23 protein-coding genes and 1 other annotated feature are annotated in these 22,869 nt (G+C 37.3%); of the genes, 4 read left to right on the top strand and 19 right to left on the bottom strand.

Annotated elements, in window-relative coordinates:
• Positions 1–8: 8 nt before the first annotated feature.
• From hisS to NSS74_RS02320, 10 genes are all read right to left on the bottom strand, one after another.
• Positions 9–1,280: a histidine--tRNA ligase gene (hisS, locus tag NSS74_RS02365; RefSeq protein ID WP_012261743.1), complete on the bottom strand. Its 1,272-nt coding sequence runs from the start codon at positions 1,278–1,280 to the stop codon at positions 9–11.
• 69 nt (positions 1,281–1,349) lie between these two features.
• Positions 1,350–1,580, bottom strand: a binding site (T-box leader).
• 54 nt (positions 1,581–1,634) lie between these two features.
• A complete protein-coding gene (locus tag NSS74_RS02360; protein ID WP_002015300.1) occupies positions 1,635–1,811 on the bottom strand; it encodes a hypothetical protein in 177 nt (58 codons plus the stop codon).
• 82 nt (positions 1,812–1,893) lie between these two features.
• Complete coding sequence (locus NSS74_RS02355; protein ID WP_002143224.1) at positions 1,894–2,226, bottom strand: YrdB family protein; 333 nt, start codon at positions 2,224–2,226, stop codon at positions 1,894–1,896.
• Between the two features lie 116 nt (positions 2,227–2,342).
• On the bottom strand, positions 2,343–2,783 hold the full coding sequence (locus NSS74_RS02350) for a D-tyrosyl-tRNA(Tyr) deacylase (RefSeq protein WP_002015302.1): 441 nt from the start codon (positions 2,781–2,783) through the stop codon (positions 2,343–2,345).
• Between the two features lie 17 nt (positions 2,784–2,800).
• A complete protein-coding gene (gene relA, locus NSS74_RS02345) occupies positions 2,801–4,984 on the bottom strand; it encodes a GTP diphosphokinase (protein ID WP_002015304.1) in 2,184 nt (727 codons plus the stop codon).
• Positions 4,985–5,195: 211 nt separating this feature from the next.
• Positions 5,196–5,708, bottom strand: coding sequence for an adenine phosphoribosyltransferase (locus tag NSS74_RS02340; protein ID WP_002015305.1), 513 nt, complete (start codon positions 5,706–5,708; stop codon positions 5,196–5,198).
• Between the two features lie 65 nt (positions 5,709–5,773).
• A complete protein-coding gene (recJ, locus tag NSS74_RS02335; protein ID WP_002143225.1) occupies positions 5,774–8,095 on the bottom strand; it encodes a single-stranded-DNA-specific exonuclease RecJ in 2,322 nt (773 codons plus the stop codon).
• 101 nt (positions 8,096–8,196) lie between these two features.
• Positions 8,197–9,090, bottom strand: a complete 894-nt coding sequence (locus tag NSS74_RS02330; RefSeq protein WP_002015308.1) for a cation diffusion facilitator family transporter — start codon at positions 9,088–9,090, stop codon at positions 8,197–8,199.
• A gap of 307 nt (positions 9,091–9,397) precedes the next feature.
• Positions 9,398–11,665, bottom strand: coding sequence for a protein translocase subunit SecDF (gene secDF / locus NSS74_RS02325; protein WP_002143226.1), 2,268 nt, complete (start codon positions 11,663–11,665; stop codon positions 9,398–9,400).
• A 282-nt stretch (positions 11,666–11,947) separates the two neighbouring features.
• Entirely contained in the window at positions 11,948–12,232 is a 285-nt protein-coding gene (locus NSS74_RS02320) for a post-transcriptional regulator (protein ID WP_002143227.1), read from the bottom strand.
• Positions 12,233–12,418: 186 nt separating this feature from the next.
• On the opposite strand from NSS74_RS02320, the gene spoVB reads away from it, so the two are divergent.
• On the top strand, positions 12,419–13,978 hold the full coding sequence (gene spoVB, locus NSS74_RS02315) for a stage V sporulation protein B (protein WP_340813179.1): 1,560 nt from the start codon (positions 12,419–12,421) through the stop codon (positions 13,976–13,978).
• A 29-nt stretch (positions 13,979–14,007) separates the two neighbouring features.
• On the opposite strand, the gene NSS74_RS02310 is transcribed toward spoVB, so the two are convergent.
• Complete coding sequence (locus NSS74_RS02310; protein WP_002143230.1) at positions 14,008–14,664, bottom strand: DUF421 domain-containing protein; 657 nt, start codon at positions 14,662–14,664, stop codon at positions 14,008–14,010.
• Positions 14,665–14,767: 103 nt separating this feature from the next.
• Here NSS74_RS02310 and NSS74_RS02305 point away from each other — a divergent pair, with 103 nt between their 5' ends.
• Positions 14,768–15,151 carry a TIGR04086 family membrane protein gene (locus NSS74_RS02305; protein ID WP_002015315.1) on the top strand — a complete coding sequence of 128 codons (384 nt, stop codon included), beginning with the start codon at positions 14,768–14,770 and terminating at the stop codon, positions 15,149–15,151.
• A 37-nt stretch (positions 15,152–15,188) separates the two neighbouring features.
• On the opposite strand, the gene yajC is transcribed toward NSS74_RS02305, so the two are convergent.
• Genes yajC through ruvA form a run of 6 tightly spaced genes read right to left on the bottom strand, consistent with a single transcriptional unit; the run spans position 15,189 to position 19,522 of the window.
• Complete coding sequence (gene yajC / locus NSS74_RS02300) at positions 15,189–15,449, bottom strand: preprotein translocase subunit YajC (RefSeq protein ID WP_002015317.1); 261 nt, start codon at positions 15,447–15,449, stop codon at positions 15,189–15,191.
• Positions 15,450–15,476: 27 nt separating this feature from the next.
• Positions 15,477–16,616, bottom strand: a complete 1,140-nt coding sequence (tgt, locus tag NSS74_RS02295; RefSeq protein WP_000125368.1) for a tRNA guanosine(34) transglycosylase Tgt — start codon at positions 16,614–16,616, stop codon at positions 15,477–15,479.
• A 12-nt stretch (positions 16,617–16,628) separates the two neighbouring features.
• A complete protein-coding gene (queA, locus tag NSS74_RS02290) occupies positions 16,629–17,681 on the bottom strand; it encodes a tRNA preQ1(34) S-adenosylmethionine ribosyltransferase-isomerase QueA (protein ID WP_002088783.1) in 1,053 nt (350 codons plus the stop codon).
• A gap of 19 nt (positions 17,682–17,700) precedes the next feature.
• Complete coding sequence (locus NSS74_RS02285; RefSeq protein ID WP_000138161.1) at positions 17,701–17,901, bottom strand: DUF2905 domain-containing protein; 201 nt, start codon at positions 17,899–17,901, stop codon at positions 17,701–17,703.
• On the bottom strand, positions 17,898–18,899 hold the full coding sequence (gene ruvB / locus NSS74_RS02280) for a Holliday junction branch migration DNA helicase RuvB (RefSeq protein WP_000344470.1): 1,002 nt from the start codon (positions 18,897–18,899) through the stop codon (positions 17,898–17,900). Before ruvB ends, NSS74_RS02285 begins: the two co-directional genes overlap by 4 nt.
• 5 nt (positions 18,900–18,904) lie before the next feature.
• Entirely contained in the window at positions 18,905–19,522 is a 618-nt protein-coding gene (gene ruvA / locus NSS74_RS02275; protein ID WP_002088786.1) for a Holliday junction DNA helicase RuvA, read from the bottom strand.
• A gap of 189 nt (positions 19,523–19,711) precedes the next feature.
• On the opposite strand from ruvA, the gene NSS74_RS02270 reads away from it, so the two are divergent.
• Positions 19,712–20,656: an iron-hydroxamate ABC transporter substrate-binding protein gene (locus NSS74_RS02270; RefSeq protein WP_159147108.1), complete on the top strand. Its 945-nt coding sequence runs from the start codon at positions 19,712–19,714 to the stop codon at positions 20,654–20,656.
• A gap of 11 nt (positions 20,657–20,667) precedes the next feature.
• On the opposite strand, the gene NSS74_RS02265 is transcribed toward NSS74_RS02270, so the two are convergent.
• Positions 20,668–21,183 carry a BofC C-terminal domain-containing protein gene (locus tag NSS74_RS02265; RefSeq protein ID WP_002067204.1) on the bottom strand — a complete coding sequence of 172 codons (516 nt, stop codon included), beginning with the start codon at positions 21,181–21,183 and terminating at the stop codon, positions 20,668–20,670.
• 433 nt (positions 21,184–21,616) lie between these two features.
• Here NSS74_RS02265 and NSS74_RS02260 point away from each other — a divergent pair, with 433 nt between their 5' ends.
• On the top strand, positions 21,617–22,051 hold the full coding sequence (locus NSS74_RS02260) for a hypothetical protein (RefSeq protein WP_002138455.1): 435 nt from the start codon (positions 21,617–21,619) through the stop codon (positions 22,049–22,051).
• Between the two features lie 32 nt (positions 22,052–22,083).
• Here the strand turns inward: NSS74_RS02260 and NSS74_RS02255 are convergent, their stop codons facing one another.
• A complete protein-coding gene (locus tag NSS74_RS02255) occupies positions 22,084–22,731 on the bottom strand; it encodes a YhcN/YlaJ family sporulation lipoprotein (protein ID WP_002034140.1) in 648 nt (215 codons plus the stop codon).
• Between the last annotated feature and the right edge of the window lie 138 nt (positions 22,732–22,869).

Genomic DNA, 22,869 nt, shown 5'->3' with positions numbered 1-22,869 from the left:
AGTTCCCCCTATATTAATTTTTCTGCTACATATGAAGCAAATACATCTAACGCTACTTCTTCTTGTCCGCCTGTTGCCATATCTTTTAAGTTAATGATGCCTTTATCTAGCTCATCTTCCCCTAATACAGCTACGTATTTCGCATTTAAACGATCTGCAGATTTAAATTGTGCTTTCATTTTGCGATCTAAATAATCTTTTTCAACTGATAATCCAGCTTTACGAAGATCGAACGCAACTTTTGCAGCACGGTCTTTCGCTTTTTCACCAAGTGCTACAACGTAACAATCAATACTATGTTCAATTGGTAACTCAATATTTTCAGCCTTCAGTGCCATAATTAAACGCTCAATACTCATCGCAAAACCGATACCTGGCATTTCCGGTCCACCGATTTCTTGTACAAGTCCGTTATAACGGCCACCGCCACTTAATGTTGTGATAGCACCGAAACCTTCTGCCTCACTCATAATTTCAAAAACAGTGTGTTGGTAGTAGTCTAAACCACGTACTAAATTCGGATCTTTCTCAAATGGAACATCCATCATCGTTAGTAGTTCTTGTACTTTGTCGTAGTATACTGCTGAATCTTCGTTTAAGTATTCTGTAATAGATGGTGCCGTGCTCATTAATTCATGATTACGGTCCTTCTTACAGTCTAAAATACGAAGAGGGTTTTTTTCTAAGCGAGATTGGCAATCAGAACAGAATTCTCCGATGCGCGGCTCAAAGTGAGCAATTAACGCATCACGGTGCGCTTGACGACTCGCTGCATCACCTAAGCTATTTAATACAACTTTAATATTTTTCAAGCCCATACCGCGGTAAAACTCTACAGCAAGTGCAATTACTTCTGCATCAATTGCTGGATCGTTACTACCAATTGCTTCAATACCGAATTGTACGAATTGACGATAGCGACCTGCTTGTGGTCTTTCATAACGGAACATTTGGCCGATATAGTATAATTTTGTTGGTTGTGTTGCATCACCGAACATTTTGTTTTCAACGTAAGAACGTACAACAGGTGCAGTACCTTCTGGACGTAATGTTAAACTACGCTCTCCACGGTCTTGGAATGAATACATTTCTTTTTGTACGATATCTGTCGTATCACCAACACCACGTAAAAATAGCTCTGTGTGCTCAAAAATTGGTGTACGAATTTCTTTATAATTGTAACGACGGCAAATGTCGCGCGCTTGCCCTTCGATATACTGCCATAACTCAACACTACCTGGAAGAATATCTTGCGTTCCGCGTGGGATTTGAATAGACATATTCAGTTCCTCCTCAAATTGTTTTAATCTTAATAAAAATAAAAAAACTCCCGCCTCTACTGTTTGAACAGTAGGGACGAGAGTATTATACCCGTGGTGCCACCCTAATTGAAGCACGTATGCTTCCACTTTTTTAATAACGCTTAAATTTGCGTTCATCTCTACTAAGCCTATAAGCCTTTCAAGTTGAAACCTACAGAGTGTCATTCAATCAGTCATCATGTAGAAATGTTTTCAGCCTAGGACATTTCTTCTCTTTCCATGTGTATCTCATTTACTCTCCTCTATCAACGGCTATATTCATATGTAAATATAAAATTACTATACGTTTGTTGAGTAGGATTGTCAAGTGCTCTAAGAGCGCTCAATTTGCTTCTTTAGGCGCTTTACATCTTGTAGTGAAATTCCAAACTCAGAAGCAAGCTCCATTGAAGTATTGTTTTGTTCTTTTGAAATAAAATCATGTAAATTTACGTTAAACAGTTGATTTGCACCATTTGTAACAGAATGCCCTTTTTCATTCATACGCATACGTATATCCCTCACATTCAATATGGTTGTTTTACTTTTTATTGTTCCATATTGATGAGATAGTTATACATAGCCGAAACAGTTATTGATTCCAAATAAACATAAGAATGCGATTAACAATAATAACGGTAGCCAATCCACTCGCAAGTAAAGGGTGCTTCAAATGATACAACGCTGCAACACCTACTCCAAACACGATAATTTCTAACAATACATGCAATATACCACGCACTTCCCACTCTGCGTATGGAGCTCCAAATAACCCCCATATGACAGCAACAACAATCGGAAGACTAATAGCCAGTGTAATTTTTACAACAGGTACTTCTCCTATTCGAAACCCCCAGTATCCAACAATCCCAAGAATGCATAACTCCAGCATAAAACGTAAAGCTATATTGAATTCTTGAAGCATGCTACACCTTCTTTTCCTTTTATTCCTCTTCAAATTAAATCCTATTGTAACTAAACAAAACATACCACAATGTATGAAAAAAGAGAGGACCTATAATCCTCTCTTCTTGGGCAACACTATTTACTTTCTACAATTAAGGTCACCGGACCATCATTGATTAAAGAAACGTCCATCATTGCTCCGAACTGTCCTGTCTCCACATGCAGTCCTTGTTTACGAACTTCTTCATTAAAGAAATCATATAAATGTTCTGCATAATCAGGTTTCGCAGCATCCATAAAGTTTGGACGTCTTCCTTTACGGCAATCTCCGTATAATGTAAATTGCGAAATAGATAGAACTTGTCCCTTCATATCAAGTACAGAGTGGTTCATCTTTCCGCTCTCATCTTCAAAAATACGTAGGTTTGCAATTTTTTCTGCGATATAAGTTGCATCTTTTTCTGTATCTTCATGCGTAATGCCAACTAGTAATGTTAAACCGAATGGAATTTGTCCTACAATCTCGCCATCTACTGTGACAGACGCTTCCTTTGATCGTTGTAAAACAACTCTCATCTTTTCTACACTCCCTATTAATGCATCATGCGTCGTACGGCATAAATTTCTGGAACACGTTTAATGCGCTCTACTACTTTTTTCAAGTGTTGTAAGTTTCGAATAGAAATCGACATGTTAATCGTTGCCATCTTATTACGATCACTTCTACCAGAAACAGCTGAGATATACGTCTTCGTTTCTGTAACAGCTTGTAATACTTCATTCAATAGACCACGACGATCATAGCCTGAAATTTCAATATCAACATTGTACTCAATTTCTTTTTCAGGACTACCTTCCCAATCTACTTCTAGTAAACGCTCCACCGCTTCTTCTGTATGCACATTGACGCAATCGCAACGGTGAATTGATACGCCTCGACCTTTCGTAATATACCCAACGATATCATCACCTGGAACTGGGTTACAGCATTTTGATAAACGAATTAACAAATTATCTGCACCACTTACCTTTACACCAGAATCCCATTTTCGAATTTTCATCGGTTTACGAACTTCTTTAACTTCAACGATGTCTTCTTCTTCACGTTGTTTACGGAACTTGTCCGTTAGTCTCGTAACAATTTGCGCTGCTGTAATTCCGTTATATCCAACTGCTGCAAACATATCTTCTTCATTTGCAAAGTTAAACTTCTCAGCGACACGTTTTAAATTATCAAGCGCTAATACTTCTTTCATCTCATACTCTAAGCCACGCACTTCTTTTTCAACAAGTTCACGGCCTTTTTCAATATTTTCATCTCTACGTTGTTTCTTAAAGAATTGACGTATTTTATTTTTCGCATGAGATGTTTGAGCAAGCTTTACCCAATCTTGACTTGGACCATACGAATGTTTCGATGTTAAAATTTCAATGATGTCACCAGTTTTCAACTTATAATCAAGCGTCACCATTTTCCCATTTACTTTTGCACCAATTGTCTTGTTTCCAATTTCCGAATGGACACGATACGAAAAATCAATTGGAACAGAGCCAAGTGGTAATTCCATTACATCGCCTTTTGGTGTAAAGACGAATACCATGTCAGAGAATAAATCAATTTTTAATGACTCCATAAATTCTTCTGCATTAGAAGCTTCATTTTGCCATTCTAATATTTGACGGAACCAAGTTAGTTTCTTCTCTAATGTACCCGTTGTTTCTGCTGCTTTACCTTCTTTATACGCCCAATGTGCCGCGATTCCGAATTCTGCAATCTCATGCATTTCTTTCGTACGAATTTGCACTTCTAGCGGATCACCTTTTGGTCCAATTACAGTCGTATGAAGAGATTGATATAAATTTGCTTTCGGCATTGCAATATAATCTTTAAAACGACCTGGCATTGGTTTCCAGCACGTATGAATAATTCCAAGCACCGCATAGCAATCTTTAATACTATTCACAACGACACGTACAGCTAGTAAATCGTAAATTTCATTGAATTGTTTATTTTGCAATGCCATTTTACGATAAATACTGTAAATATGTTTTGGTCTTCCAGAAATCTCAGGTTGAATTGAAACCTCTTTTAATTTCTCACGAATGCCAGTCATTACTTCATCTAAATATTCTTCACGCTCTGCACGTTTACGCTTCATTAAATTCACAATACGATAATATTGCTGCGGGTTTAAATAGCGAAGTGACGTATCCTCTAACTCCCATTTAATAGTACTAATTCCGAGTCTATGTGCTAAAGGTGCAAAGATTTCTAACGTTTCATTCGCAATGCGACGCTGCTTCTCTTGAGGCAAATGTTTCAATGTACGCATGTTATGAAGACGATCAGCTAGTTTAATTAAAATAACTCGAATATCTTGAGCCATTGCAATAAACATTTTGCGATGGTTTTCTGCTTGTTGCTGCTCATGGGATTTATATTTAATCTTTCCAAGCTTTGTAACACCATCGACAAGCATAGCGATTTCTTTATTAAATTCCCGTTCAATGTCTTCTAATGTAATTTCTGTATCTTCCACTACATCATGTAAGAAACCTGCCGATACTGTAGCCGGATCCATGTGTAAATCAACTAAAATACCTGCAACTTGAATTGGGTGAATAATATATGGTTCACCCGATTTTCTATATTGTTCGCTATGTGCATCACGCGCATATTCATAGGCACGTGCCACTAGCTCAATATCTCCATCCGCTAAATATTGACTTGCTTTCTCGAGTACCTGTTCAGCTGTTAGTACTTGCTCATTTGCCATCGAATCACCTTTTATTGAAAATTGACTTTATCTTTATTGAATAGAATAAATTATATTCTATCATTATAACCCAATGATTGTGAATTGTGAAAAGGAAAAGATTTTACTGACATTTCACCATGTTTTTTTGTGCAATTATACAAAAGTACCCGCTCCTCTCCAAGAGATTCACGGGTACTTTTTTATCACCGTAGTTTCACCTATATAATGATTAGTATTTTTCTAATACTAATACATCGTAACCATCTAACATTTTACGACCATCTAAGTAAGTAAGCTCTACTAAAAATGCAATTCCTGCTACAACTCCACCAAGTTCTTCAACTAGTTTAATTGTCGCTTCAATTGTTCCACCTGTAGCTAATAAGTCATCTGTAATTAATACACGTTGGCCTGGCTTAATTGCATCTTTATGGATTGTTAAAACATCCGTTCCATATTCTTTACCGTAGTCAACTGTAATTACTTCACGTGGTAATTTCCCTAATTTACGAACTGGTGCGAAACCTACTTCTAATGCATAAGAAACTGGGCAACCAATAATAAAACCACGCGCTTCTGGTCCTACTACAACATCAATGTCTCTTTTATTTGCATACTCAACGATTGCATCTGTTGCTGCTTTATATGCTTTTCCGTCGTTCATTAAAGGTGTAATGTCTTTAAACACAATACCTTCTTTCGGATAATCTGGTACAATTGCGATATGTTGCTTGAAATCCATATTTCTGAATCCTCCTCAGATATAAAAGGTTTGTAAATACAAATCCTTTACCCTAACTGTTCTACTTATTTATGATCACGAATCGTTTCAAACCATGTATATAGTTGCTGATATGTGCTATAAACCAATTCTTTCTCTAATTGTAAGTGGTTCATTTTCTCACGATATGTGTTCGATTCAATTAAATCACGCTTTTGTTTTTTGTCTGCCATAAAAATGACACCGTCTTTTATTGTAACAAATTCTAACTCAAAAAACACCTGTGTCATGAAATTTACTGTATCTTTTGACCAACCTTTATGACGACACAGTTGTTCCCCATATTGCCTTAAAGAAAATGGTGTTTTTTGGCTTAAGAAAGAATAGTACCATTTAAAATGTTCCCTCGTTGGGACCGTACTAAATAAATGATTATTCTCTTGATAAAATAGCGTGTAAATTCGAGCTGGGAATCCAGCCTTAAATACATCACCTAATTCATCTGTTCCTTTCGGCAAATCAAGTAGCACAATGTATTGATCATCAAAATGAGCTACCTCTGATGCATGCACGAGCTGTTCTTTATAGCCTTCTAAAGAAAATTTATTCAATACCTCTTCAGAAAAATACACCATTGTTATTTTTTCTTTCGGAAGTTCTGCTAAATTTGCTTCTACATTACGCATACTACGCCAGTCAAATAATTGCCATGCCTCTACAGCAATATCTTGCACCATTAATTGCGGCTTTTTAAAGTTATTCCATTCATTAATGGACACTTCTCCTACTACAGAAACCTTCGCAACTGGAGAGATTTCTTTCGCATAAGTACCAAATCCAAATCCAATCGTGTCCAGTGTTGCTTGTCCATCACGAAGAGCCATTTTTAAATGCGAACCATCAGATCCAATTGCACGGATACTTTCTAATTCGGCATCTTTCACCGCAATACGCGGTTTCGGATTTCCTACGCCAAATGGCGCTAACTTTTGCATATCCTCAATCGCGGCAAGCGTTACATCCTCTACTTTACAAAATGCATCCACTGCTGTAATCGGAATAAAATCTTCTGCTGTTAAAATTACATCTGCTTGCTCATTTAACCTGCGTCTTAATTCATCCACATCATTCATATTAAGCGTCATTCCCGCTGCCATCGGATGACCTCCGAAATGCGGTAACAATTCACGGCAATCTGAAAGGTTTGCAAACAAATCAAATCCTGCAATACTACGAGCCGATCCCTTTGCTGTTTCTTTATGAGGATCAATGCTTAATACAATCGTTGGACGATAAAAACGTTCAACTAACTTAGAAGCGACAATTCCAATTACCCCTGGATTCCAACCTTCTTTTGCAAGGACTAATACTTTATTTTCTTCTGGCGGGAAATTATTTTCGACTTCAGCGATAGCTTCTTCAGTAATTTGCTTTACAATATCTTTTCGAAGTTTGTTCAGCTCATCAATTTCTTCAGCTAGCTCTTTCGCTTCCTCTGGATCTTCTGATAATAAAAGGTGTACAGCAGGTGTTGCATCTTCCAAACGACCAACTGCATTAATACGAGGTGCGAGTGCGAACCCGATGCTTTCTTCTGTAATTTCGCTTTGCGAAACGTTAGCAACTTTAAATAACGCCTTTAAACCGATATTCCGAGTCATTCGCATATGCTTCAGTCCACGCTGTACTAACAATCTATTTTCACCGTGAAGCGATACTAAATCGGCTACCGTACCGATTACTGCAATTTCCAACAAATGCTCTGGTACACGACCCAAAAGTGCATGTGCAACTTTAAATGCAACACCAACACCCGCTAAATAATGAAACGGATAAACACCGCCTTCTAATTTCGGATGAATAATCGCAAGTGCCTCTGGTAATTCTGGTGGTGGCTCATGATGATCTGTAATAATAAGATCTATTCCAAGTTCCTTCGCTACCTTCGCTTCATGTACCGCTGCGATACCAGTATCGACAGTAATAATTAGTGAGAACCCTGCACTGTGCGCCCAACGAAACGCTTCTTCATTTGGCCCATAGCCTTCAGTAAAACGATTTGGAATATAAAACTCTACTTCTGCACCTAATTCTTTGAGAGCAAGATATAACACAGTCGTACTACTTACTCCGTCCGCATCGTAATCGCCAAATATTAATATTTGTTCTCCATTTTCAATAGCTTTTTTCACACGTTCTACAGTCCGATCCATTCCTTCAAGTAAAAATGGATCATGAAATTCTTGATCTGCTGTATTTAAAAAGTCTACAATCTTATCTTCTGTATTTAAGCCTCTGCCAAGAAATAATGAAGTCACAAGAGGTGATAGTTGCAATTTATTTGCTAATTCACTCACTAGTTCCTCATTATATTCTTTTTCTTTCCAACGCGTCTTCGGTTGTAACACGAAATCACCCCTTAACCTATCCATTATACAAGACAGATTAAGGGGTGACAATATAATGCAAACTACGATTCGATATCTATATAATTAAATATCTGTTATGTTTAATTTGGAGAATACGGATTAATATGTACAAAAACGTTTTGTACGTTATCTTGTTTCATAAGTTTTTCTTTTACATGTTTTCCGATGCGGTGACCTTCTTCTACAGTGATATATGGATCTACAGATACTTTAATATCAACAATAACATAGTGGCCATGTTCTCTTGCATATAAAGAGCCTATTTTTTTCACACCTTCCACTTGAAAAACCGCCTCCCTAAGCGGAACAACATCTTCTTCATGCAGAACATGATCGAGCGTTGCATGAATAGCTTCTGCTCCAATACTCCACGCCATCTTAGCAACGAGAATTGAGACAAATAATCCTGCAATTGGATCGGCATATACAAGCCAATCTATACCTAACTTACCACCGATAATAGCTGCACAAATGCCGATTAAAGCTGCAATTGAAGAAAACACATCCGAACGGTGCTCATATGCATTTGCAATAATTGCATCACTATTTATCCTCTTCCCTAATCGATATTTATACTGAAACATCCCTTCTTTCACTACAATCGAAAGAATAACTGCAAAAATCGTAATTCCTTTTGGTGGTTCTAAATCTTGTGAAAAAGCTTTTATAGACGAAATCGCTATCTCTATTCCAACAATAAATAATAATACCGCAACAATAATCGCTGAAATCGATTCCGCTTTACCATGACCATACGGATGATCTTCATCAGGCGGTTGCTTTGCCGCTCGTAATCCAAAAAGTACAGCTAACGAGCCAATTACATCTGATCCAGAATGCACCGCATCCGCTAAAAGTGCCTTACTGTTTCCAATATAACCAATTACCGCTTTTACAATCGCTAATATAATATTACCAACGATTCCGACAATAGCACCAAACTCGGCCTGTTTAAAACGTTCATCTTTTTCCATAATTGAAATCCCTTCTTTTCTTAACCTATCTTTTTATCCCGCTATTTGTGGGCAGTAAGCCCCCCACCTCAAAATCCGGCAAATACAAGGAAGTTAGGTGGGAGATCAACTGCCCGTAAAAGCCCGATTGGTGAGGGCTAATAATAAGTGGGGATGAACAAAACCCCCACTTATTAAAGTTTCACTTTATTTTAACAAAATCAGCGATAACATCACCACTTTATTCCATTTCATTCTTTCAAAAGTTGCTATCTTATTGTATCCACAAACGAAAAAAGAGATGCCTCATAATGAGACATCATCTTTTTTATACTTGCGGTTCAGGTTCTTCTTTCTCAACCTTCTTCTTGGTTTTTCCCCTTTTCAAACGACGGTTTTCAAGCATTAACCAAATTTGAGAAGCCACGAAAATAGAAGAGTACGTACCTACAACTAATCCAATTAATAATGCAAGTGAGAAGTTACGCAGTGATTCACTACCAAAAATAAGTAGTGCGATTACTGGGAATAACACTGTTAACACTGTATTAATTGAACGACCAATTGTTTGACGAATACTTGAGTTTACGATTTCTTCTAGGTCTTTTATGTCGCGAACTCGTTTTTTCTGTTTGTATAACTCACGGTTTCTATCAAACGTAACGATTGAGTCATTGATAGAGTAACCAATAATCGTTAATATCGCAGCGATAAACGTTAAGTCTACCTCTATCTGGAAAAGACTAAACATAACAATCATAACGAATGCATCATGTAATAATGCGATTACCGCAGATAATGCATATGTGAAGCGGAAACGAATACTTACGTATAAGATGATAACCAATGAAGCTATCAGAACCGCGATGAATGCATTTCGTGCAATCTCTTTACCGATTGTCGGCGAAACTGTACTTACGTTTGGCTCTGTACCGTATTTATCGTTAAAGAATGTTTTTGTTTTCGCAATTTCATCTTTCGATAAAACGCCTAACGTACGAACAGCGAAACCTTTATTGTCATCTCCGGTCGGTACAATATCTTCTTCCTTCACATCGATGTTCAATTCTTTCAAATCTTTATGAATATTAGAAACAGTAGTTGCTTGTTTTGATTGCAAGTCAATACGTGTACCACTTGCAAAGTCAATACCAAGATTCATTTTGAAAATCGGTAATATAATTGCCCCAGCAATTACAACTACAATTGAGAATAAGAAAAATTTATGACCGATATTTACGAAATTAATACGATCAAATCTCGTCGGTGGATGTACTGCACCTTTTGTTAATGGAATAATATCCTTTTCCTTAACACCAAAGTAAGATAGTTTCTTATCAAAGTAACGGCTCTTTACAAGTAAACCTAGTAAGAAACGAGTACCGAATACATTCGTAATGAAACCAACTAAAATACTTACGATTAAACTTGTTGCGAATCCTTTTACAGAGCTATTACCGTAAGCGAATAATACACCAGCTGCTGCAATTGTTGTAATGTTCGCATCTAAAATTGTCGATAATGAACGATGGTTACCAGCACGGAATGCTGACATCATCGACTTACCAATTTTAAGCTCTTCCTTCAATCTCTCGTACGTAATGATATTCGCATCAACTGCGATACCAACCCCGAGCACTAATGCCGCAATACCCGGTAACGTAAGAACTGCATGCATCCAGTTAAAGACAAGTAATGTAACGAAAATGTATAAACCTAACATAATAACCGCTACAAGTCCTGGTAAACGGTAGAATACAAGCATGAATAAGAAGATAATAGCAATACCAATCGCACTAGCGAAAATCGTTTGCTCTAATGCTTGTTGACCAAATTTCGCTCCAACAGATGTTGAATACATTTCTTTTAAATCAACAGGAAGTGCACCTGCATTTAATAAAGATGAAAGTTCTTTCGCACTTTCAACTGTAAAGTTTCCACCTACGATAGATACTTCAGCTTGGTTAAATACTTGGCTTACTGTTGCTGCTGATAAAAACTTCTGATTATTCGTTTTTGCAGATTCTGCTTTATATGAATCTTTTCCTTCTTCAAAATCAAGCCAAATTACCATTAAATTCGTTGGTGGTGGCATTTTTGAAATCTTTTCAGTTACTTCACGGAATTTTTCAGCGCTTTTTAGTGTAAGACCTACGCTCGCACGGCCTTGCTCATCAAATGTTTGCTTCGCTCCGCCGCCTTTTAAATCCGTTCCGTCCATAAGCAGGTTATCATCCACATCACGGAATGTTAGTTTCGCTTGTGTTGATAACATTTCACGTGCTTTTTGCTGATCTTGTACACCAGCAAGCTGTACACGAATTCGATCTTCCCCTTCGATTTGAATGTTCGGCTCACTTACACCAAGAACATTGACACGATTTTCAAGAGCACCTACTGTACTTACAAGTGCATCACGATCGATTTTATCACCTTTTTTGGCTGGTTTTACTTCATACAGAATTTCAAAACCACCGCGAAGGTCTAGTCCTAGACTAATTCCTTTTGCTATGTCTTTTCCTGCCGCACCAATTACTCCACCAATTAATAAAACGATGAGGAAAAAGGCGGCAATTCTTGTACCACGCTTTGCCATATGTACCCTCTTTCTGCTACTAACACTTTCAATAAATCTCTTACGATTCATTTTCGCACGTGTGCATACGCCTAGTTAGTAGACTTACTTTCTATAAAATACATGTATTTCCGCTAGTTCATCACTAGCTGTGTCGGTAAGCTTTTCACAATACCTACACTATTCATTATTTATTTTTCCTCTTCACTACCTCCTTTATATATAATCTTAGACATAATTAATTCCTCTTTATCAATACCTATCATTATACTGCAAAAGGAAGAACAAACCAATTACAGTCGGTTATTTATTTTCATATTCATCAAACGACCAAAGTGGCGCTTGATATGCTTCAACAGTTAAATAATTCATATATTCATTAGTACTTACTCTTAATACATCATTTACTAATGCATACAACCTAACATCACTGTCTATCTTTTTCCACTTTTTCACCTTGAGAAACTTCCAAATATCATTATCTGTCACTCGGTCATAACCAAACATGTGAAACTCTTCTACTTTACTTTCTAAAACGACTTGTAACTGTCCGCGGTATGATTCTACCAAAGCCTCATTATCCAACATATATAACATCTCCTTCTTATTTCAGCACGAAAAGTCGCTTTTAATCCCGCTCTAATGGACAGTAATAACTTCTTTCAAGAGTACCATTCATACTTCACTCTCTTAAATGCTTGTCATTCTTGTCTCATACGTGCATATAAATTATTGTAAATCATTCCATTGATTTTGAGAAGGTAGGAGAAGAGTATGACGAGACAAAGCTTTTTAAAAGGTGCATTTATTTTAATGATAGCTGGCTTTATTACAAAAATCCTTGGATTTATTAACCGCATTGTAATGGCACGCATTTTAGGCGAAGAAGGCGTTGGCCTTTATATGATGGCTGTCCCCACCTTCATTTTAGCAATTACATTAACACAAATTGGCCTTCCTGTTGCAATCGCAAAATTTGTAGCAGAAGCGGAAGCAGTGAACGATAAGCAAAGGGTTAAAAAAATATTAACTGTCTCGCTAGCCGTTACATCCATTATTAGTATCATTTTAACAATTGGGATTATGCTACTCACACCTATTTTAGCAAAAACATTATTAACAGATGAAAGAACTTACTATCCATTAATGGCTATTTTACCTGTCGTCCCTGTTATTGCAGTTTCTTCCGTTTTACGTGGTTATTTCCAAGGGAAACAAAACATGAAGCCGAGCGCTTACGCTCAAGTCATAGAACAAGTTGTCCGCATTACAATTATTGCTGTATGCATTCGGTTATTTTTACCTTACGGCGTAGAATATGCTGCAGCCGGTGCTATGCTATCAGCTGTTCTAGGTGAAGTTGCATCTTTATTATTTTTACTTACTTTATTCCAACGCGAAAAACATTTATCTATACGCTCTGGATTTTTCACTACTGTAAAGGAGAGCAAAAATACGTTTTATTCCCTTATGGACATTGCTTTACCAACTACAGGAAGCCGTTTAATTGGTTCCGTTTCTTATTTCTTTGAACCTATCGTCGTTATGCAAAGCTTAGCGATCGCCGGCGTTGCTGCTTCTGTCGCAACTCAGCAATACGGTATATTAAACGGATATGCGTTCCCACTTCTATCACTGCCAGCCTTTATTACATATGCTCTTTCTACAGCACTCGTCCCATCAATTAGCGAGGCAATGGCAAAGAGACAACACAAATTAGTAGAACACCGATTACAACAAGCACTTCGAATTTCCTTAATAACCGGCGGATGGTCAGTCGTTATATTATATGTATTTGCTTCTCCAGTTTTAACTCTCATGTACGGATCAGACAACGCGGCCGCTTTCATCCAGCTTCTTGCACCTTGCTTTTTATTTCATTATTTTCAAAGCCCCCTTACATCTGTGTTGCAAGCTTTAAACTTAGCACGCGCTGCTATGATGAACACATTTATTGGCGCTATCGTAAAATTAATCGTTATCTTTGTACTCGCTTCACGCCCAGAGTTCCAAATGATGGGGGTTGCCCTCGCCATCGCAGCAAATATAGTAACCGTAACATTCCTTCACTACGCCACTGTTTTAAAGAAAATTGCATTTACCATTTATGCAAAAGACTATATTTTCGGCGGAATTGCTATCGGGCTTGCTGGTACCTTCGGTTTTTATCTTCATAAGTATATCGTTTTTTCTCATTCACTTGGCATACAAACATTATGGGAAATCACTTTAACAACAATCGTTTATATCGTTCTCCTCTTCGTTTTCAAACTCATTCGAAAAGAAGAATTAAGTCGTCTCCCTATCATTCGGAAACTTTCATTTTTGAAGTAAGCAGGCTTGCCATTCAAAATGGTAAGCCTCTAATTTTCTTTCAAATCAACGAAAAACTGTCCATTTTGAAAACTACAATATAAAATCCGTTTCACATCTTTATAACCTAAGTTATTCAGTTTCTCAACGAGCCACCCATCTGTATGTTCGATCATTTGCAAATGATTGTATTGAATTTCTCCATCAATAATTAGTGGGAGTGTAAAAATTGGTGTATCATTTTTGCTCTTTTTACTTTTTTGTTTTTGAAAGACAGATAACTTTCCAGATGGTTCTAAAATAGCGTATTCTACATCACGCACATCTCCGATTCCTTGCTCACGTAGCTGCATCAATAAATCATCTATGTTATATCGCTGCTTCCGCATCTTTTTTTCATCAATTTTACCTGCATTCACAAGAATCGCAGGCTCCCCTTCTATTAAATGCCGAAAACGCTGAAACTTTAAAGAAATGACCGACAAAATGATTTGTATACACATAAGAAAAGTCATTGGAACTAATTGATGCCAAAGTGATTTATCTGTATTTTCGATTGCCACTACAGCCATTTCACCGAGCATAATGAATACAACTAAATCTAATACACTTAATTCTCCAATTTCACGTTTACCCATAAGACGAAAAATAATTAAAATGATTATATACAAAAGCATTGTTCGTCCGATTATTGATACCCATTCCATTTCTACATCCCCTTTTTTTACTTATAGGCTCCCCTACAAAAAAGAAACTAGTCTAACTTAAACAAAATGAAAATATGCTTGTATTAAAAAGGGGGAATGCATAATGGATGGAACGAAAAAATTATCGAGCGCAATCGGCTTCGGTATTATTACCTTATTAATCCTCGCATCTATTACAAGTATGATCATGGCTCTTTTATTAAAATTTACGAATATTAATGAAGGGACATTAGTAATTATTATTTTTATAATAGCCCTTCTATCTATGCTTATGTCTGGATTTATTGCTGGTAAAAAGGCACAAGGAAAAGGATGGCTAGTAGGTTTCACAACAGGCCTTACATTCGCTATTCTCGTCTTTCTCGTTAACTATTTAGGCTTCTCTCAAACTTTATCGAACTCACAGTTACTCTACCAATTAGCATTAATGGGTGCGAGTACACTCGGAGGTATTTTCGGTGTAAATATGTCAAAACAAAATAGTTAAAAAAAGGCCCTGCACATTTCATGCAGGGCCTTCATCATTAGTTTTTCACAACTTCACGAATCGCATTGCGATCGAAAGTTAAGTGTGCACCACCAGATTTAACAACAATTTTTGTTTCATCCACTGATTCGATTGTAGCGTGTAAACCACCGATTGTTACGATAGCATCACCTTTTTTGATTTCATTTTGCATTTGAGCAACTGCTTTTTGACGCTTTTGTTGCGGGCGAATTAATAAGAAATAGAAAATCGCAAACATCGCAACAATCATAACGATATTCATCATACCTGCATTCATCTTGTGTTCCTCCTTTTAAATTATGTATTAGAAGTTTTTAGCATTCGGTTTATTAAAGCCATACTGTTCAAAGAACTCTTCGCGGAAATCGCCAAGACGGTCTTCACGAATAGCTTGTCTCACCTGCTCCATTAAGTTTAACAGAAAATGAAGGTTGTGATAAGACGTTAAACGAATTCCGAACGTTTCATCACATTTCATTAAGTGACGAATGTATGCACGAGAATAGTTTTTACATGTGTAGCAATCACAGTTCGGATCAAGCGGCCCGAAGTCTCTAGCGAATTTCGCGTTTTTCACAACTAAGCGGCCTTCACTTGTCATACATGTACCATTTCGAGCGATACGAGTCGGAAGTACACAGTCAAACATATCAACACCGCGAATCGCACCATCAATTAACGAGTCAGGAGAACCTACACCCATTAAGTAACGTGGTTTATCATCAGGAAGAAGTGGTGTTGTAAACTCAAGAACACGATTCATAATATCCTTCGGTTCACCAACAGATAGACCGCCTATAGCATAGCCAGGGAAGTCCATTGAAACAAGATCTTTCGCACTTTGACGACGAAGTTCTTCAAACTCCCCGCCCTGCACAATACCGAATAAACCTTGATCTTGTGGACGTTCATGCGCCTTTAGGCAACGCTCTGCCCAGCGGCTTGTACGCTCTACAGACTTTTTCATGTATTCAAAAGTAGCAGGGAACGGTGGACACTCATCAAATGCCATCATGATATCTGAACCTAATGCATTTTGGATTTCCATCGCTTTTTCTGGAGATAAGAATAATTTATCGCCATTTAAGTGATTGCGGAAATGAACACCTTCCTCTTCAATGCGTCGGAAATCACTTAAGCTAAATACTTGGAATCCACCTGAATCCGTTAAGATTGCACGATCCCAGTTCATAAACTTATGCAAGCCACCTGCTTCACGAACAATTTCGTGGCCTGGACGTAGCCATAAATGATACGTATTGCTTAAAATAATGCCAGAATCCATTGCTTTTAATTCTTCTGGTGACATTGTTTTAACTGTTGCAAGTGTACCAACTGGCATAAATGTCGGTGTATCAAATGAGCCGTGTGGCGTGTGCACTCGACCTAAACGTGCACCCGTTTGTTTACAAGTTTTAATAAATTCATAACGAATTGCTGTCATAATTTACTCCTTTTATTTGTTTCTCATTTTAGCGTGAGATGCAACGAACATCGCATCACCGAAACTAAAGAAACGATATTTTTCTTTTACTGCTTCATTATAAGCATGAAGTACATTATCTCTATTTGAAAATGCACTTACAAGCATAATTAATGTTGATTTCGGCAAATGGAAGTTTGTAATTAAACCATCAATTGCTTTAAATTCATATCCTGGGTACATAAAAATATCTGTCCAGCCAGAAGCTGCGCAAAGCTTACCACTATGATCTGTTGCAATCGTTTCTAACGTACGAGTTGATGTCGTACCTACTGTAATAATACGGCCGCCATTCTCTTTCACGCGGTTTAATAACGCCGCAGTCTCTTCAGACATATGGTAATACTCTGCGTGCATATGATGCTCTTCAATAGTATCTGCAGAAACTGGTCTAAATGTTCCAAGTCCTACATGGAGTGTAATGAATGCTAACCCGACGCCTTTTTGCTTCAATTTCTCGAGTAACTCTTCTGTAAAGTGAAGGCCAGCCGTCGGTGCTGCTGCTGAACCGATTTCCTTCGCATATACCGTTTGATAACGATCGCGATCTTCTAGCGTCTCTTTAATATATGGAGGAAGTGGCATTTCTCCAAGCTCGTCTAAAATTTCATAAAAGATGCCGTCATATGAAAACTCAAGTTGACGCCCACCTTGATCTGCTGTTCCAATGCAAGTTGCTTTTAACTTTCCTTCACCAAAAGAGATGACAGTTCCTTCTTTTACACGCTTCGCTGGCTTTATAAGCGTTTCCCACTTATCGCCTTCCTCTTGTTTCAAAAGAAGCACTTCAATGTGTGCACCTGTATCTTCTTTCACACCGTGCAAGCGAGCTGGCATCACTTTCGTTTCATTTAAAACTAAGCAATCCCCCTCTTGTAAGTAAGAAAGAATGTCTGTAAAATGTTTATGCTCAATATCTCCTGTTTCACGGTCTAACACCATCAATCTTGATGTTTCACGCTCTTCAAGCGGAATTTGTGCAATGAGTTCTTCTGGTAAATGAAAATCAAACAGATTAATATCCATAACTGTATCCACCTATTTCTTATTTGAATCGATTTATTATATACATAATGAAAGATAATGCAATACTTAACACAATACATGTAATGATAGGAAAATAAAAGGTAACGTTACCTTTTTTCACAAAAATATCGCCTGGAAGCCTTCCTATGAACTTCCAAGCTAATCCAACAACAATGAGCAAAATACCAGCTGTAATAAGCAGCTTTGGCATCTCCGTCATACTTTTGGCATCTCCATTCCGAAATGCTCATATGCGAGCGGTGTTACGATCCGGCCTCTTGGCGTTCTTTGTAAAAAGCCAATTTGTAATAAATACGGTTCATACACATCTTCAATCGTATGCGATTCTTCCCCAATCGTTGCTGAAACAGTTTCTAATCCAACTGGACCACCGCGGAACTTTTCAATAATACCAAGCAGTAATTTATGGTCGATATGATCAAGTCCTAATTTATCTACTTGTAATAGTTCTAACGCCATTTGTGTAATTTCCATCGCAATCGTTCCGTCACTGCGAACTTGTGCGAAGTCACGTACACGTCGTAATAGACGATTCGCAATACGAGGTGTACCACGGGCACGTCTTGCAATTTCTAATGCTGCTAACGAATCTATTTCAACTTCAAACACTTCTGCTGTACGTTCTACAATCGCAGAAAGCTGATCTACTGTATAATACTCTAATCGTGAAAGTACACCAAAACGGTCACGAAGTGGTGCTGATAATGCACCTGCACGCGTCGTTGCCCCAACTAGCGTAAATGGAGGTAAATCTAGACGTACAGAGCGAGCTGACGGTCCTTTCCCAATAACGATATCAAGGCAAAAGTCTTCCATCGCTGGGTATAGCACTTCTTCAATAGATCTATGCAAACGATGAATTTCATCAATAAATAATACATCCCCAGGCTGAAGTGCTGTTAATACAGCCGCTAAATCTCCTGGTCTTTCAATTGCAGGACCTGACGTCGTTCGAATGTTAACACCCATTTCATTGGCAATAATATTCGCAAGCGTCGTTTTACCAAGTCCAGGTGGGCCATATAAAAGTACGTGATCTAACGTTTCTTCACGCATTTTCGCCGCTTCAATAAACACTTCTAAATTATGTTTCGCTTTATCTTGGCCAATATACTGACGGAGCGTCTGTGGCCTTAATGAATACTCTAAATCCGCATCTTCGTATCCAGATTCCCCTGAAAGGAGACGTTCGTCCATTATACTCACCTCTTACCATTTAGTAAAAGACTAAGTGCCTTTTTAATATATTGATCCGTCGTTAGTGATTCTTTTAATAACTCTGGTACAACGCGAGAGACTTCTCGTTCTGCATAGCCAAGTGCACGCAGTGCTTCCAGTGCTTCATCAAGTTCAACTGATGAACCTTTCTTCGTATCAAAACTTTCAGTATCTGAGAACAAATCAACAAACGCATCTGGTACAACATCTGCTAGTTTTCCTTTTAAATCTAAAATCATTTGGCGCGCTGTTTTCTTTCCGACGCCTGGGAACTTCACTAAGAACTTCTCATCTTCATGTTCAATCGCTTGAACGACCTGTCCGGTTTGACCAGAAGCTAAAATTGCAAGAGCACCTTTTGGTCCAATCCCCGATACACCTAACAATTTTGTAAATAATAAACGCTCTTCACGTGTTTTAAACCCGTAAAGTGCCATAATATCTTCTCTCACATAATGATATGTATAGACACGGATTTCTTGCTTACTTCTTTGAAATACATACGGATTTGGTGTGAAAATTTGATAACCAATTCCATTATGGTCAATTACGACATATTCCGGTCCTACATACTCCACGTAACCTGTAACATATTCAAACAAAATACGATCTCTCCCTCTCAAATCATGTATTCCATTTTAACATATTTAACAATAGAAAAGCGAGACTGCCCCAACAAATGTTCCCCGTTTACAATTTCCGTTTTTTTCTATTGACATAAATACAAAAAGAACATTAATATACAGAAGTCGATAATGATTATCAATATTAATTAAAGGGGTTACATCAGGATGAAACAAAAGCTATTTATTTTATTTACTATTATGCTAGTTGTTCTTTCTATCGTTGGCTGTTCTTCTCAAAAAGAAGAAGCAAAAGCAAAAGAACAACCGAAAACAAAAGTTGTAAAACATGCTAAAGGGGAAGCAACAATTCCAGCTAATCCAAAGAGAATTGTTGATTTATCTGGATCAACAGAGGAATTATTAATCCTTGGACATAAACCTGTTGGCACAGCAAACACATATAAAGATAAAATCCAAAATCACTTAACGGACAAGCTAGACGGTGTAAAGGCAGTCGGCTGGTACTGGGCACCTAAAGTTGACCTAGAGGCTGTTACAGCTTTAAAACCAGACTTAATTATTTTAAACAATCGTCAATTGAAAATTTATGATCAACTAGAAAAAGTGGCACCGACAGTTGTTCTAGAAACAAATCTAGAAGACTGGCGCGGTAAGTTTAAAGAAGTAGGTAAACTATTTGGCGAAGAAAAGAAAGCCGACAAATGGATTGCAGACTACGATAAAAAAGCAGACTCTTTATCTAAAAAAATTAAAGAGAAAACAAAAGATGAGAACTTTATGTTCGTTGCAGTAACACCACAAAACTTCCGTGTATACGGTAGCTTCGGATATGGTGACATCATCTTTAACGACTTAAAACTTCCAGCAACAAAAGGCACAGATTTAAAACAAACGATGGCACAAGTATCACTTGAAGGCCTTGTTGCATTCCAGCCTGATCAAATGTTTATTGTAAACTTCGGCGGAGAAGCTGATAAAGTGTACGAAGACTATAAAAACAGTGCGGTTTGGAAAGATAATAAAGCAGTAAAAAACAATCACGTATACGAAGTATCGAATGAAGTCTTCAATACGAAAGCATTCAATCCAATCGGAAAAGATATGCTAATTGATGAAATCGCAAAAGAGATTTCAGCTAAGAATAAATAAGAAAAAGCAGCTCACCCTGAGCTGCTTTTTTTCTTATTTTGCACTGCGTATTGCTTCATTTTTTCGATTGTCTTCACGAATCCTTCTTTTGACTTAATACGAATACCACGCTTTAGTTTTGCTCGCTCATAGCTCTCAAGCTTTTTCATATCAATTTGAAAGAAGGAATGGATCGCGTTATCACTTTTCGGTACCCCTTTAAAAATTTGCAATATCCCTTCCTCTGAAACACCAAAATAACCGCTCGTTTTCAGTAAAGGAGAAATATCATCAACTTTCCTTTGTAATACGATTTGCACATCATCACGATCAACAAGTTGCCATTCTTTATATTGCTGCAAAAACTTTTCTAAATCTGCTACTTTTTCTGTCAGTATTTCCTCGCTTACTTCTCCATCAACATACATACGCTCTAATAAAATTGTAACTTCAGGTACTTTTTCTGTTATTTCTGCCCTCACATCGGATCCATAAGCTAAGCAAAACATCACAACGAAAGCTTGCACTGCAATTAGCATCCATTTCATTTCCGTTCACCTCTTCTAGGCAAAATCATACTTTCATTTGTAGCTTTTCCGGAAATGGGGGTTTTATCCATATAAACAATATCATTAAATTTCTAAGGAAAATAAAAAATGCAGATAAGGGTTAATCCTCATCTGCATGTATCATTTACTTTTATATAAAATGAAAGACGCCTGCAAAGCAGGCGTCTGATGCGTTTACGGCGAAAGACCAGGCGACCACATTCGCGTGTTTAGCACTTAAGCATATCTCTCGACTTACGTAAATTAGCTCATCGCTTTGCTAATATAACATTAACAAGGTAGAAGCGCAATATATTTCTAAATATATTTTTCTTCCTCTTTCAACCAATTGAAATTTATGTAAATTATAAATTGATTAATGCAATATATATATTACAATTAATACTATAAATATAAACAGGGGATGAATGCCTTGAAAAAAATTAAAGATGAACGCCTCATACTTCAAACGTTAAAAAACATACGTATTGCCTTTCTTTTTCAATCAATTGGTATAATCGGAATTTTAGGCTATATCGGATTCACAGAAGGAATGGATCAAATTACGAAATCTCCATTGTGGTTATTATTTATTCTTACAAGTATTGTACTTAGTTATTTACAGTTAAGCGTTTCTATCGATGTAGAAGAAAGCGAAAAGGAAATAAAGTTAACTCCTTATTACAAAATTATTTTACGCTCTCTTATTGTAGGAATTATCATGGCTATTATTTATATCATTTTCAGTCCAGAAAGACCTCTATTTGAAGCTATTTTAACAGGTGGTATTCTCTTCATATGCTTTTTAGCGTCTTACTCCGTTAGTTATTTTATAAAAAAACGTCGTTTACAAGACGACGATGAATAAAGAGGAAGGGCTAGCCCTTCCTCTTTAATTTGTTATCGCATAGTACCAGTCAGGCCGTAACGAATGTCTCGGAACATATTTGTTATGTCACGATTAAAATCGTTTGTAGCTGTGCCGTTACGTAAACGCGTACTCATTGCATCGACACGAGTAAACATGTCATTTCTTACAGAAACATATACGTTTCTATTTCCAACTTCATTCACAACAGCTTGACGAATTTCGTTCGCCATCGCTGTTTCATTCGTCGCTGTATTACGTGGTTTTACCGCAATCGCTACATCGTTTCCATATACAACTGTAGAAACTCGGTCTACGTTATTCATACGTTTCACACGATTCGTAATTTTCTCCGCAGTTTTACCATCATTGTTAATGTATGAATTGTTCATTGTAATATTACGAGTTGGATGTGGATTAGCAATTTGCCCATTGTAATTTACATCACGGTAATAATTATTATATCCTGTATCGTTACGACCGTTTCTATATGTTACATAATCTGTAGAACGATCGTTACGCGCTACATTATCACGATACTGGTGTGTATCATTATAAGATGTACGCTCGTAATTATAGTTACGTCCATCCATCGCATTATTATCTTTTGGTGTACCACATGCAGCTAATGCACTGGTAACTAACAAAGAAGCAGCAATAACTTTTACTTTCGTATTCAATACAAAAACCCCCTCTGTTAGAATGAACTTCTCTTTCGAAAAGCTCCCCCTTATGATGAGTAACAGAGAGGTTTTTTACACTGTTAATATTTCACTAGGAATTTTCTAACACTTAATGTAAATTCACCATATTCCTAA

Source organism: Bacillus sp. FSL E2-8868 (genome assembly GCF_038005505.1).
GTDB lineage: Bacteria > Bacillota > Bacilli > Bacillales > Bacillaceae_G > Bacillus_A > Bacillus_A mycoides.
This window is presented reverse-complemented; position numbering and strand designations above follow the sequence as displayed.

What these genes read in the sequence shown, in the direction of transcription:
- spoVB (WP_340813179.1), top strand. Translation starts at nt 12,419, where the DNA reads ATGACGAGACAAAGCTTTTTAAAAGGTGCATTTATTTTAATGATAGCT.
- relA (WP_002015304.1), bottom strand. Translation starts at nt 4,984, where the DNA reads ATGGCAAATGAGCAAGTACTAACAGCTGAACAGGTACTCGAGAAAGCA.
- NSS74_RS02340 (WP_002015305.1), bottom strand. Translation starts at nt 5,708, where the DNA reads ATGGATTTCAAGCAACATATCGCAATTGTACCAGATTATCCGAAAGAA.
- NSS74_RS02350 (WP_002015302.1), bottom strand. Translation starts at nt 2,783, where the DNA reads ATGAGAGTTGTTTTACAACGATCAAAGGAAGCGTCTGTCACAGTAGAT.
- NSS74_RS02305 (WP_002015315.1), top strand. Translation starts at nt 14,768, where the DNA reads ATGGATGGAACGAAAAAATTATCGAGCGCAATCGGCTTCGGTATTATT.
- yajC (WP_002015317.1), bottom strand. Translation starts at nt 15,449, where the DNA reads ATGAATGCAGGTATGATGAATATCGTTATGATTGTTGCGATGTTTGCG.
- NSS74_RS02320 (WP_002143227.1), bottom strand. Translation starts at nt 12,232, where the DNA reads ATGTTGGATAATGAGGCTTTGGTAGAATCATACCGCGGACAGTTACAA.
- NSS74_RS02265 (WP_002067204.1), bottom strand. Translation starts at nt 21,183, where the DNA reads ATGAAATGGATGCTAATTGCAGTGCAAGCTTTCGTTGTGATGTTTTGC.
- hisS (WP_012261743.1), bottom strand. Translation starts at nt 1,280, where the DNA reads ATGTCTATTCAAATCCCACGCGGAACGCAAGATATTCTTCCAGGTAGT.
- NSS74_RS02360 (WP_002015300.1), bottom strand. Translation starts at nt 1,811, where the DNA reads ATGCGTATGAATGAAAAAGGGCATTCTGTTACAAATGGTGCAAATCAA.
- queA (WP_002088783.1), bottom strand. Translation starts at nt 17,681, where the DNA reads ATGGATATTAATCTGTTTGATTTTCATTTACCAGAAGAACTCATTGCA.
- secDF (WP_002143226.1), bottom strand. Translation starts at nt 11,665, where the DNA reads ATGGCAAAGCGTGGTACAAGAATTGCCGCCTTTTTCCTCATCGTTTTA.
- tgt (WP_000125368.1), bottom strand. Translation starts at nt 16,616, where the DNA reads ATGACAGCAATTCGTTATGAATTTATTAAAACTTGTAAACAAACGGGT.
- NSS74_RS02355 (WP_002143224.1), bottom strand. Translation starts at nt 2,226, where the DNA reads ATGCTTCAAGAATTCAATATAGCTTTACGTTTTATGCTGGAGTTATGC.
- NSS74_RS02270 (WP_159147108.1), top strand. Translation starts at nt 19,712, where the DNA reads ATGAAACAAAAGCTATTTATTTTATTTACTATTATGCTAGTTGTTCTT.
- NSS74_RS02310 (WP_002143230.1), bottom strand. Translation starts at nt 14,664, where the DNA reads ATGGAATGGGTATCAATAATCGGACGAACAATGCTTTTGTATATAATC.
- NSS74_RS02330 (WP_002015308.1), bottom strand. Translation starts at nt 9,090, where the DNA reads ATGGAAAAAGATGAACGTTTTAAACAGGCCGAGTTTGGTGCTATTGTC.
- NSS74_RS02285 (WP_000138161.1), bottom strand. Translation starts at nt 17,901, where the DNA reads ATGACGGAGATGCCAAAGCTGCTTATTACAGCTGGTATTTTGCTCATT.
- ruvB (WP_000344470.1), bottom strand. Translation starts at nt 18,899, where the DNA reads ATGGACGAACGTCTCCTTTCAGGGGAATCTGGATACGAAGATGCGGAT.